Below are 12,355 nucleotides of genomic sequence, written 5' to 3'. Positions count from 1 at the left end.
CCGAGGGGGCGCGATTCGTGGCCCAAAAGTTGTCTCTGCAACAATGGATTGCGCAGGCAGAAGAGAAAAACCTCACTTTTGCAAGGTTTTGCCTGCAACGGCAGGCTACAGACATGGAAACAACGGAAGCGGCGCTGCTGGCGCGGATGGAGGCGCTGCTGCCGGTTATGCGAGACAGCGTCCAGGCCGGCTTGCGTGGACAGCGTTCCATCGGCGGCCTCGTCGGCGGCGATGCGGTCAAGATGGAGGCCTTTCGCGCCGGAAACCCCGACAAAAGCGTCGTCGGTCCGGTCTTGTCCGAAGCCATCACGATGGCCCTGGCCGTGGGGGAGGCCAACGCCTCCATGGGCCGCATCGTCGCCGCGCCCACAGCCGGGTCGAGCGGCGTGCTGCCGGCGGTGCTTTTCGCCCTGGGCAAGTCCCATGGGCTATCGGACCGGCAGTTGGGTGAGGGGCTGCTCGTGGCCGGCGCTATCGGCATGGTCGTCGCCTCCCGGGCGACCCTCTCCGGGGCCGCCGGCGGATGTCAGGCCGAATGTGGCGCTGCGGCGGCGATGGCGGCCGGCGCAGCGGTGGACCTCTGTGGCGGGAGACCGGCCCAGGTGGGTGAGGCCGTCGCAATGGCCCTGAAAAACATGCTGGGTCTCGTCTGCGATCCCGTCGCCGGTCTGGTCGAAGTGCCTTGTGTCAAGCGCAATGCCGGGGCAGCGGCCCAAGCGCTCGTCGCCGCCGAGATGGCCCTCGCCGGGATCAAGAGCGTCATCCCCGTCGACGAGGTGATCGACGCCATGGGTTCCGTCGGCGCAGCCCTGCCTGCAACCTTGCGTGAAACAGCGCGGGGCGGTCTGGCAGAAACGCCGACCGGTCGAGAGTGGGCGAAAAAGCTCTTCGCCGGTGAAGGAAAGGGAAAGGACGCCAGCCGCTAAAAGGGGTACAGCGTTTCATATAGAAACAGTTGTATCAAAACAAGACAGTTGTTTTAAACCAGGCGGATCTTCTTTTTTTTGTCTTGTTGCTTTTTAAACTCATTGGGGAAGAAAAGCGATACGATAGTGATTGTATTATCGAAATACATAAATATATAAAGCTGACCACCGTTGGCCCGCTTTTTGCATGTACGATCAGGCAGAGGTGAGACAATGAAACACGTGCAAGCGCTTCAGTGCATCCATTGCGGGAAACAGTATGATCCCTGCGATGTGGACTATTACTGTCCCGCCTGCGGCTACCATGAGGGCATCCTCGACGTGATCTACGACTATGAAGCCGTCAAGGCGGAGATGGATCCTGACATCTTCAGCGCGGGGGGACCGCGCTCCATGTGGCGGTACCTGCCGCTCCTGCCGGTCGCCGAACCGGAGCGGATCAGCCACCTGCAGGTCGGCTGGACGCCCCTCTATGCAGTCCCAAGGCTGGCGGAAACGCTCGATGTGGCCGGCTGCTGGGTGAAAGATGAGGGCCGTAACCCGACGGCGTCTTTCAAGGACCGGGCCAGCGCCGTAGGGGTACTCAAGGCCCTGGAAAAAGGGGCCTCCCGGATCACCTGCGCTTCCACCGGCAACGCCGCTTCCTCACTGGCCGGCTTTGCCGCCGCCGCCGGGCTGCCGGCCTCTATCTTCGTGCCCAAGCGGGCGCCGGAAGCCAAGGTGGCCCAGTTGCTCGTCTTCGGCGCCCAGGTGTTTTCCGTCCAGGGGACCTATGACCAGGCTTGGGAACTATGCATGGCGGCCAGCAGCCACTTCGGCTGGTATAACCGCAACTGCGCCATCAACTCCTACTTAATTGAAGGGAAGAAAACGGTCGCCCTGGAACTGGTCGAGCAGTTCCGGGAACGGGGAACCTTCCCCGACTGGGTTGTCGTCTCTGTCGGCGACGGCTGCACCATCGGCGGCGTCTGGAAAGGATTCAAAGAGATGCAGCGCATCGGCTGGATCGAAAAGACACCGAAGATCCTGGGCGTGCAGGCCGCCGGTTGCCAACCCTTCGTCACCGCCTGGCGGGAGGGAAAAGGGCTCACCCCTTGCGAGGCCGATACCCTGGCTGATTCCATCGCTGTCGGTCACCCCCGCAATTTTGTCAAAGGGCTGCGGGCCGTGACAGAATCGGGTGGGGCCTATGTCGCCGTACCTGACCATGCCATCCTCGAAGCGATGACCACATTGGCCCGCAAGGCCGCCGTCTTCGGCGAACCGGCCGGCGTCACCGGCGTGGCCGGCATCCAGGAGGCTCGCCGTCAAGGGATCATCAGCCTTGACGATTCGGTGGCCCTCATCGTCACCGGCAACGGCTTGAAAGACATCGCCAGCGCCATTCGGGCCGCTGGGCAGCCCTTGCCGGTGGCGCCGGAACTGGATGCGGTCCGGCGCATCGTCAATCCCTAACAGGCGACATACCGGAACATTGGGTCCACCCACCGGCGAGAGGCAACACGGTATCAGGAGGAAGTTCGCACAATCACGGCGAAGAAGAAAATGGCAGTGCTTTCACAACATCGGGGTTCGCCCAATATGGGTTTTACCCCCGGAGGAGGAAGAGATATGACCCGGATTCCCTTTGGACCGACCTACGATGAGATGCTGCACCCGGAGACACTGGACGCCTCGCTCCGTTCCCAGGCGCTCGCGGCGCTGCGAGAGAACGAACTGGACCCGATCAACCTCTTCAATATCACCTGGAAAAACAGCGACAACGGAGTCCGCAAGGTCGTCCTGCCGCCGGCTCTCACCGGTGTTGACGCCAACATCGTCGTCATGCTTGGCTACGGCTTCCCCTCGGGATCCCACAAGGTCGGCCCTGCCTACAGCACCCTGATCGAAGGGCTTGTCGACGGCGAGATCGTCCCCGGCGTACATACCATCCTTGGTCCGTCGACAGGCAACTTTGGCATCGGCACCGCCTACATCTCCAACCTGCTCGGTTTTAAGGCTATCGTCATCATGCCCGACAACATGAGCAAGGAGCGCTATGAGCGGATCCAAAAATACGGCGGCCAACTGGAACTGACGCCAGGCAGTGAATCCGATGTGATCCTGACGCTGGAACGGACTCATGAGATGATGAAAAACCCCGCCTACAAAGCCTTGGCCCAGTTCGAACTCTTCCCCAACTACCGCTTCCACCGCCACGTGACCGGCAACAGCGCCATCGAGGCCGTCCAGGGCGTCGGCAACGGGCGCGTCGCCGGCTTTGTCTCCGCCCCCGGATCAGCCGGCACCCTCGCCGCCGGTGATCAGATCAAAGCCGTCTTCCCGGAGGCCAAGATCGGGGCGCTGGAACCCTATGAGTGCTCGACCCTGGCGAACGGTGGGCGCGGCCAGCACCGCATCGAGGGCATCGGCGACAAGATGTGCACCCTCATCCACAACGTGCTGACCACCGATTTCATCATCCTGATCCGGGACGAGGAAACGGTCCAGGGACTGAAAGTTTTCCGGGACGGCGTAGAGGCCCTCGTCCAGATGGGTGTTGACCGCGATTTCGCCCTGTCCATTCGCGACTGGTTCGGTCCCTCGGGAATCTGCAACATCCTGGGCGCCATCAAGATGGCCAAGTTCCTCCGCCTCGGCCCTGGCGACAACGTGGTCACCGTCGCCACCGACGGCTTTGACCGCTACCACTCCGTCATGGAAGACCTGGACAACCGTTACCTGGAGACGGCGCCTTTCGTCCTTGAACGGTGGGCCAAGGACATCTTCCTCGGCGCCGATGACCAGCAGGTCTTTGATGTCCGGCGCGCCGACAAAAAAGAGCGGCTCTTCCAGCAGAAGGAGAAGGACTGGCTCAAGTTCGGCTACAGCATCGACTTCCTCAACGCCATGCGCGAAGCCGGCTTCTGGGAAGATCAGTACGCGAAGGTGAAAATCTACAACGAGAAGATCGCCGCGAGCCGACAAAAAGACTGATCCCCTTTTCATCGGCCTACGCCCCGTATTTGCCGTACAAGTTCAACCCAACTGAAGACTTTACAAAAGAGGGAAAAGCCACCATGGCCGGTCAAAAAGCCACGGCGTCTTTCACCTTAAACGGCGAAAAATGAAGCCGAAAGTCAGGAATAGGCTGTTCAGGTCTTGCTTTTCAACCGTTCTGGGAATAAAATTACAAGTATCAGTGGGAACTGGATCGGATCAGCGAATGGAATGACAGAAGGGCAATGGCGCCCTTCACCGCGAAGGGAAGAGGCCGCGTGGTGAAGGGCCTTTTATTTGTGACTCATAGAACTTGCGTGAGGAGGGATGGAAAAGTCGGCGGGGGATAGGGAACCAACAACCCTCGCTACAACAGCCCGAAATACAACAAAAAACAAAGCAGGGAGGATGCATTCGTGAAATTCAAATCCAAGACGCTGGCGATTCTCTTAAGCCTAGCCCTCGTCCTCGGTCTCGTGCTGGCCGGCTGCGGCGGACAACCTACCGCCTCCCAACCTGCCGGCGACAGCAAAGCCGCCGGAGACAAAGTCAAGGTGGCTTTCGTCTATGTCGGACCTGTCGGCGACGCCGGTTGGTCCTACGCCCATGACCAGGCCCGCAAGTACCTGGAAAAAGAAGTGCCCAATGTGGAAACATCCATCGTAGAATCGGTGCCGGAAGGCGCTGACGCCGAGCGGGTGCTCACCGAGCTGGCCACCAAAGGCAACAAGATCATCTTCGCCACCAGCTTCGGCTACATGGACTATGTGATCAAAGTGGCCCAGAAGTTCCCCGATGTGACCTTCCTCCATTGCTCCGGCTATAAGACGGCGCCCAACGTTGGTACATACTTCGGCCGCATCTATCAGGCCCGTTACCTCTCCGGTCTCGCCGCCGGCAAACAGAGCAAGAGCAATGTCATCGGCTATGTGGCCGCCATGCCCATTCCCGAAGTCATCCGCGGCATCAACGCCTTCACCCTGGGCGTGAAGGAAGCCAACCCCAGCGCCACCGTCAAAGTTGTCTGGACCAACACCTGGTATGACCCTGCCAAAGAAAAAGACGCCGCCAAGAGCCTTCTCGACGCTGGCGCCGACGTGATCGCCCAGCACCAGGACACCCCTGCCCCGATGCAGGCTGCTGAGGAAAAAGGCAAGTTCGGCGTCGGTTACAACACCGACATGAGTTCCTTCGCGCCCAAAGCCGTGCTGACCGGTCCCGTCTGGAACTGGGGTCCCTACTACGTGAAGACCGTCAAGGCGGTTATGGACAAGTCCTGGAAGTCTGAGCAGTACTGGGGTCCCATGGCCGATAAGATCGTCGACCTCGCCCCCTATGGCGCCATGGTAAGCGATGACACGAAAGCCCTGATCGCCAAGAAGAAAGAATCCCTTGTCAAGGGTGAATGGGACGTCTTCAACGGCCCGATCAAAGACCAGTCCGGTCAGGTGAAGGTGCAAGAAGGCGCCAAGATGACCGACAAGGAAATGCTCGAATTCAACTGGTTCGTCCAGGGTGTGGACGGAACTATTCCCAAGTAAACCCCTTTTTCACACATTCGGCGCCAACAGCCTTTTTCAAGCAAAAAGGTTGATGCGAAAAGCGCTTTCTTCAAACAGCCCTTCTCCAGCAAACAACGTTTTTTCGTAAAATCAGAGGCTTCCCAAGGTCAAAGGCATCTCATGACGCAGGTTTCAAGCAACTTTAGGATGGTCGCCGTCCGCCGGTTTTCCGGCGGGCGGCAAGCCGTTTGTCGGGGCTGTTTTTGCAAACGACAACATAGGGTAGGGTGCATGTGATGGACTATATGGTCGAGATGATCGACATAACCAAACGATTCCCCGGTGTCCTGGCCAATGATCGGGTCAGTTTTGCCGTTCGCAAAGGGGAGATTCACGCCCTGCTCGGAGAGAACGGCGCAGGGAAGAGCACCCTGATGAACGTGCTCACCGGACTCTACCGCCCGGATGGCGGCGAGATCCGCATCAACGGGCGGCCGGTGGAACTGCTGTCCCCGCGGGACGCTGTCGCACAGGGCATCGGCATGGTGCATCAGCACTTCAAGCTGGTCAAGCCCTTTACTGTATCGGAAAACATCCTGCTCGGCCTCAAGGGGATCCGGCAGGTTTATGACATTCGCGCCATCAACGCCCAGGTGAAGGCGGCCAGTGAGAAATACGGCCTCCTGGTCGATCCGGCTGCCCAGGTGTGGCAGTTGTCTGTCGGGGAACAACAGCGGGTCGAGATCCTGAAGATCCTCTTCCGCGGCGCCGACATCATCATCCTCGACGAACCGACGGCCGTCTTGACGCCCCAGGAGGCCGTGGACTTGTACGCGACCCTGCGGCGCATGGCTGGGGAGGGCAAAGCGATCATCGTCATCTCCCACAAGTTGAGCGAGGTGCTCGGCAACACGGACCGCATCACAGTGCTGCGGGGCGGCCGCTCCGTCGGCACCGTCAACACGGCGGAAACCGACGAGACACAACTGACGCGGATGATGGTCGGCCGGACGGTCATCCTGCGCACCGACAAGGCCCCGGCGAAACGAGGCGACAAGATCCTTGAACTGGCCGATGTGTCCGCCCTCAATGACCGGGGGCTTCCGGCTTTGAAGTCTCTTTCCCTGGACATCTACGGCGGTGAAATCCTGGGCATCGCCGGCGTGGCCGGCAACGGCCAGCGGGAACTGGCCGAGGTGGTGGCCGGGCTGCGGGCCATTGAGACGGGTGTGAAAAAGATCAGCGGGGCCGAAATGACCCAGGCGACGCCGAAAGCGATGATCCAGGCCGGCGTCAGCTACATCCCCGAGGACCGCCTCGGCACCGGTCTGGCGCCGAACATGAACGCCGTCGAAAACTACTTGTTGAAGGGCGGCGGCGAGGCACGGGGCGTCATCAATTGGAAAAAAGCGGCCCAGGATACGGACGAGATCATTCAACGTTTCGACGTGAAAATCGCCAGCGCCAAGGAGCCGGTCAAGATGCTCTCCGGCGGCAACCTGCAAAAGCTGCTCCTCGGGCGGGAGATCTCCAACAACCCCCGGCTGATCGTGGCCATGTACCCCATGCGCGGCCTTGACGTAGGGGCCATGGAGACGATCCGCAACCTCCTGGTGGCCCAGCGTGACGCCGGCGTCGCCGTCCTGCTCATCTCGGAGGAGTTGGAAGAACTGTTCGCCCTGTCTGATCGCATCGCCGTGCTTCATGGCGGCGAGATCATGGGCGTCGTCGACCCGCGGGCGGCAACCATCGAAGCGGTGGGCATGATGATGGCAGGTGAGCGGATGGATGCCGCAGGGAGGAGGGTGAAGGCCGATGCATCCTGATCGGGTAGAAAAACAAGGATTCACCGGACGCCTGCGCCTTTCTGACTGGCGCTTTGAAAAGCGAGGCAACACCTCCACGATGGTGCTCGTCCTCGTCCCGGTGCTGTCCATCGTCATCGGACTAATCTTTTCAGGTCTGTTTATCGCCGCCACCGGCAAGGATCCCTTGAAGGTTTACTCGCTGATGCTGGAAGGCGCCTTCGGATCCTCCTACGGGATATCGGAAACGGTCGTCAAGGCCATCCCGCTCATGCTCTGCAGCCTCGCCGTATCCATCGCCTTTCGGATGCAGTTGTGGAACATCGGCGCCGAAGGTCAGTTGTACATGGGCGCTTTTGGCGCCAGTTGGGTCGCCCTCAACTACCCGGACTGGCCGGCTTTTGTGTTACTCCCCGCCATGGCGATCATGGGCATGGTTATGGGCGGACTCTGGGGCCTCCTGCCGGCCATCCCCCGGGCTTATCTGAAGGTCAATGAGACGATCACCACCCTGTTGATGAACTACATCGCCATCCTCTGGGTCGATTACCTCGTTTACGGCCCCTGGAAAGACCCCAATGGCTTCAATTTCCCCATTACGGCGCCCTTTTCCCCGAGCGCCATCCTGCCGTCCTTCGGGACGAGCCGCATCCACACGGGCCTCCTCTTGGCGCTGATCACGGCGGCCATTCTCTATTTCGTCCTCCGCCACACCCGCTGGGGCTTTGAGATCCGCGTCAGCGGCGAGAGCCCGTCGGCAGCCCGCTACGCCGGCATGAACCACGTCAAAAACATCCTCATGGTCATGTTCATCAGCGGCGCCCTGGCCGGGCTCGCCGGCATGACCGAGGTTTCCGGCATCACCCAGCGGCTCCAGCACGGCATCTCGCCCGGCTACGGATACTCAGCCATCATCATCGCCTGGCTGGCCCGGCTGCACCCATGGGCGATCGTCTTCGTCTCCTTCATCTTCGGCGGACTCCTCGTCGGCGGCTACAGCATCCAAACGAGCGGTTTCCCGGCAGCGACCGTCTCCATGCTGCAGGGCGCCATCCTGTTCTTCGTCGTCGGCGGCGAAATCTTTGTCAACTACCGACTGAAGACCGGCGGGAAGGAGGGGCGGTAATATGGAAACATCGATGTGGATATCCCTCCTGGCCACCGGCGTCATCGCCGGCACCCCGATCCTCTTTGCTGCCCTCGGTGAGATCCTGACGGAGCGAGCCGGCATCCTCAACCTGGGCGTCGAGGGCATGATGCTCGTCGGCGCCGTCACCGGCTTTCTCGTCACCCATAGCGCCCAGAACGAATGGATCGGTTTGGCTATGGCCACTGTCGCCGGCGGCCTGATGGCCCTCATCCACGCCTTTTTGTGCATCACCCTGCGGGCCAACCAGGTCGTCAGCGGCCTCGCCTTGACCATCTTCGGTTCCGGCCTCAGCGGCTACCTCGGCAAAAACCTGATCGGCGTCCCCCTGGCCAACACCTTCAAACCCGTCCCCATCCCCGGTCTCAGCGAAATCCCCGTCATCGGCGAGATCCTCTTCAAGCATGACGTGCTCGTCTACATCAGCTATGCGCTGATCGCCCTCATCTGGTTTTTTCTCTTCCGGACCAAGGCCGGCCTGGAGCTGCGCGCTGTCGGCGAGAACCCGGCGGCTGCCGACGCGGCGGGCATCAACGTTTTTGCCACCCGTTACGCCTGTGTCATCGCCGGCGGCATGCTGGCCGGCATCGCCGGCGCCTACCTGTCCCTGGCCTATGCGCCCTCGTGGCTGGAGAACATGACGGCTGGACGGGGCTGGATCGCTGTCGCCCTCGTCATCTTCGGCATGTGGAACCCGGTTCGCGCCTTTTTCGGAAGCTTCTTCTTCGGGACCATCGATGTGCTCGGATTCACCATGCAGACCCTGGGCATCCAGATCCCCTCCTTCTTCCTGAAGATGCTCCCTTACGTCTTCACGATCGTCGTCCTCATCGTCGTCACCCGTGAGACGAAGACCCGCCGCGTCGCTTCGCCGGAGGCTTTGGGATTATCGTATAACCGGGAGGAACGATAAAAGTCAGCAGCGAAATCCAAGGCTCAGCGTGTCGCTCACGATGGAAGGAAACCCCTTTACCCTTTTCCGAGAATTGAGGTGAATCGATTGTCCCGCCGCATCATCATCAAAGACGCATTGATCGTGACTATGAATCCGCAACGCCAAGTTATCCGAGGAGACCTGTTTATCTGCGATGGGGTGATCTCGGCCATCCGCCCTGGAGGCAACCCTGACCCTGGAGGCGATCTTTACCCTAAAGGCGGCCCCCCATCCCCTTTCGTCGCCGACCGGATCATCGATGCGAAGGGACGCATGGTCATCCCCGGGATCATTCAAGGGCATATCCACCTCTGCCAGACCCTCTTTCGCGGTCAGGCCGACGACCTGGAACTGCTGGATTGGCTGAAACTGCGCATCTGGCCCCTCGAAGGCGCCCATGACTGCGAATCCCTCTACACGTCGGCCCGGCTGGGGATCGGCGAGATGTTTCGCTGCGGCACTACCGCCATCGTCGACATGGCCACCGTCCACCACACCGAATCGGTCTTTCAAGCCATCGTCGACTCAGGCATCCGCGCCTTAAGCGGCAAGTGCATGATGGATTGGGGGCAGGATGTTCCGGCCACCCTGATGGAACAGCGGGAGGACTCGCTCCAACAGAGCGTCGATCTCCTGGAAAAATGGCATGGGAAGGGCGATGGTCGGCTTCACTACGCCTTTGCGCCCCGCTTTGCCATATCCTGCAGCGAGGAACTGCTCCTCGAGGTGGGCGACCTAGCCCGGCGCTACGGCGTCATGATCCACACCCATGCATCGGAGAACCGGGGCGAGATCGCCATCGTCCAGGAAGAGCGCAAGATGCGCAACGTCCTCTACTTTGACCATTTGGGCATGGCCGGCGAGAACCTGATCCTTGCCCATTGCATTTGGCTCGATGAGACGGAACTGGACTTGATCGAACGTCGCCGCATAAAGGTGTCCCACTGTCCCTCCTGCAACCTGAAGCTCGGCTCCGGCATCGCGCCCATCCCGGAGATGATCCGCCGGAACATCGCCGTCTCCATCGGGGCCGACGGCGCCCCCTGCAACAACAACCTCGATCCCTTCACCGAGATGCGCACTGCGGCGCTGATCCAAAAAGCGCTCCATGGCCCGACAGCCATGCCGGCCTGGCAGGTCTTTGAGCTGGCCACCTTAGGCGGGGCACAGGTGATGGGGATGGCGGACCGCATCGGTTCTCTCGAGGTGGGGAAGCGGGCCGATTTGGCCATGCTCGATCTCAACGGCCTTCACTGCGCCCCCATCGAGGGCGCCGATGTGTACGCCCAACTGGTCTATCAGGCGCGGGGAAACGACGTGGTGTTGACCATGGTCGACGGTCGAATCGTCTATGAGGAAGGGAAACTGACCACGATCGATGAAAAGGACCTGCTCCGCGACGCGAGTGAAGCCATCAACCGTGTCGTCCGCAGGGCCGGGATCGTCCGATAAGAGTATTCGTAACGCAGTGAGGAAGCGTTCGTTCCGGAGGTAGATACGGTGCGGTTATCAGAGGCGTTAGGCATCATGAGCCCGACGGTATTGTCGGTCGTCGGGGCAGGCGGAAAGAGTTCGCTTCTGATGTCTCTCACCGACCAGTGGGAAGCAGAACGGATCCCCTATGTGTTGACGACGACCACCCGAATGGCTTATGCCCAGGTGGAGCACCTGGCGCCCATCTTTCAGGAGGAATTTCAACCTGGGCTCTTGCAGGTGCTCTCCGACCTGGGGCGCTTCGGCCGGGCCGGTTGGTTCCGGAGTTTTTCCGATGAAAAAGTGAAAGGCGTTCCGCCGGAATGGGTGGATCGCCTTTGTGACTATCGATGTTCCTGGCATCTGGTCATCGAAGCGGACGGCGCCGGCGGCCGCCTGATCAAAGCGCCGGCCGCCCATGAACCGGCTGTGCCTTCTCGCAGCGATCTGACGGTCGGTGTTCTCCATCTCGGGGCCGTCGGAAATGCCATCGACACGACTGTCGTCCATCGCCCAGGACTTGTTCGACCCATCATCGGAAAGGAGAATGGGGAACCCATCGAACCGGTTGACCTGGCCCGGTTGGCCCTCCATCCGAAGGGGATTTTCCGGGGCGCGGCGGGAAAACGGACGCTTGTGCTGAACAGCGGCGACGCCGGAGGAGACAAGGAGGACCTGCATAGGCGCTGGACAGAAGCGATCGTTGACCAGATCTGGAAGGAAGGGGACGGCCGCATTGAGCGCGTCATCCGGACAAAAGGATATGGCCGAGAACTGCGGGCGCTGCGGGTCTATCAGCCGCGATAGGGAAGAGGGAGTGCCCTCTTTCTTTTTATGCGCCTCTTCCTCTTCACCGCATGGCGGTGCTTCTTTCTCTTCTTTGGGCATCGCCATCCTGGCAGCAGGATTCTCGCGACGCATGGGGCAGCAGAAACTTCTGTTGCCCTTAGGAGAGAAACCTGTCTTGGCCCATGCCATGGACCGGATGAACCAATTGCCTTGGGGCCGTCGGCTCGTTGTCATCGGTGAGCCAAGGCAATCGCTCGCCGATCTGTCTATGAGTCGGGGGTTTCAGGCCGTTTACAACGAATGGCGCGAGGAAGGCCAGGCGTCTTCGGTCCGGCTGGCAGTCTCCACGTTGTGCCCACTAGATGGCCTGTCCGGCTTTGTCTTTTTGCCGGGCGATCAGCCTTTTATAGAACCGACTCTGGTGACAGCCATGGCTGACGCCTTTTTTCAAAAAAATGATCGGCGCGCCATCGTTGTTCCCCGGCACGAGGGACAGTGGCGCAGCCCGGTCCTCTTCGGCGCCGCCTGGCGATCTGCCTTGTCAACACTGACCGGTGACCGGGGAGGCCGGGATCTGATCCAGAAAAACCCGGGCTGTGTTGTTTCGGTCGACTGGGCGGACGAACGACCATTTGCAGACGTCGATACCTGGATTGATTATGAAGCCCTGCAACAGCAAAAGTGAACCTTTTTCCGCGAGACCCATCCGGCAAGGATGGGTCTTTTGCATGTCCAATCTCGGCGGATTCACACCATTTTCAGAGTGACCGCATACGATAGATAGTACCCCATTCTTCAAC

The 12,355-nt window shown here is 60.4% G+C and carries 10 protein-coding genes; all 10 read left to right on the top strand.

Features of this window, described 5'->3' with window-relative positions; all coding sequences use genetic code 11:
• Positions 1–17: 17 nt before the first annotated feature.
• The 10 genes from sdaAA to GTO91_RS10315 all read left to right on the top strand — a co-directional run bounded on the left by sdaAA (position 18) and on the right by GTO91_RS10315 (position 12,240).
• On the top strand, positions 18–926 hold the full coding sequence (sdaAA, locus tag GTO91_RS10360; RefSeq protein WP_161258648.1) for an L-serine ammonia-lyase, iron-sulfur-dependent, subunit alpha: 909 nt from the start codon (positions 18–20) through the stop codon (positions 924–926).
• A 213-nt stretch (positions 927–1,139) separates the two neighbouring features.
• Entirely contained in the window at positions 1,140–2,381 is a 1,242-nt protein-coding gene (gene thrC / locus GTO91_RS10355) for a threonine synthase (RefSeq protein WP_161258647.1), read from the top strand.
• Positions 2,382–2,537: 156 nt separating this feature from the next.
• A complete protein-coding gene (locus GTO91_RS10350; RefSeq protein WP_161258646.1) occupies positions 2,538–3,902 on the top strand; it encodes a PLP-dependent cysteine synthase family protein in 1,365 nt (454 codons plus the stop codon).
• A 419-nt stretch (positions 3,903–4,321) separates the two neighbouring features.
• Entirely contained in the window at positions 4,322–5,446 is a 1,125-nt protein-coding gene (locus tag GTO91_RS10345; protein ID WP_161258645.1) for a BMP family ABC transporter substrate-binding protein, read from the top strand.
• A gap of 257 nt (positions 5,447–5,703) precedes the next feature.
• Positions 5,704–7,233, top strand: coding sequence for an ABC transporter ATP-binding protein (locus tag GTO91_RS10340; protein WP_161258644.1), 1,530 nt, complete (start codon positions 5,704–5,706; stop codon positions 7,231–7,233).
• A complete protein-coding gene (locus GTO91_RS10335) occupies positions 7,223–8,338 on the top strand; it encodes an ABC transporter permease (protein WP_161258643.1) in 1,116 nt (371 codons plus the stop codon). Before GTO91_RS10340 ends, GTO91_RS10335 begins: the two co-directional genes overlap by 11 nt.
• Position 8,339: 1 nt before the next feature.
• Entirely contained in the window at positions 8,340–9,272 is a 933-nt protein-coding gene (locus GTO91_RS10330; RefSeq protein WP_161258642.1) for an ABC transporter permease, read from the top strand.
• A gap of 87 nt (positions 9,273–9,359) precedes the next feature.
• The gene (locus tag GTO91_RS10325) at positions 9,360–10,745 is read left to right on the top strand and encodes a 5'-deoxyadenosine deaminase (RefSeq protein ID WP_161258641.1); all 1,386 of its coding nucleotides are present in this window, start codon (positions 9,360–9,362) and stop codon (positions 10,743–10,745) included.
• Positions 10,746–10,793: 48 nt separating this feature from the next.
• Positions 10,794–11,573, top strand: a complete 780-nt coding sequence (gene yqeC, locus GTO91_RS10320) for a selenium cofactor biosynthesis protein YqeC (protein ID WP_161258640.1) — start codon at positions 10,794–10,796, stop codon at positions 11,571–11,573.
• Positions 11,530–12,240 carry a nucleotidyltransferase family protein gene (locus tag GTO91_RS10315; protein ID WP_268894852.1) on the top strand — a complete coding sequence of 237 codons (711 nt, stop codon included), beginning with the start codon at positions 11,530–11,532 and terminating at the stop codon, positions 12,238–12,240. The genes yqeC and GTO91_RS10315 overlap by 44 nt, the downstream gene beginning before the upstream one ends.
• Positions 12,241–12,355 lie beyond the last annotated feature (115 nt).

Origin of the sequence: Heliomicrobium undosum (assembly GCF_009877425.1) — a bacterium.
Classification (GTDB): domain Bacteria; phylum Bacillota; class Desulfitobacteriia; order Heliobacteriales; family Heliobacteriaceae; genus Heliomicrobium; species Heliomicrobium undosum.
The sequence above is the reverse complement of the archived record's forward strand: the minus strand, read 5'-3'. Positions and strand labels throughout refer to the sequence as shown.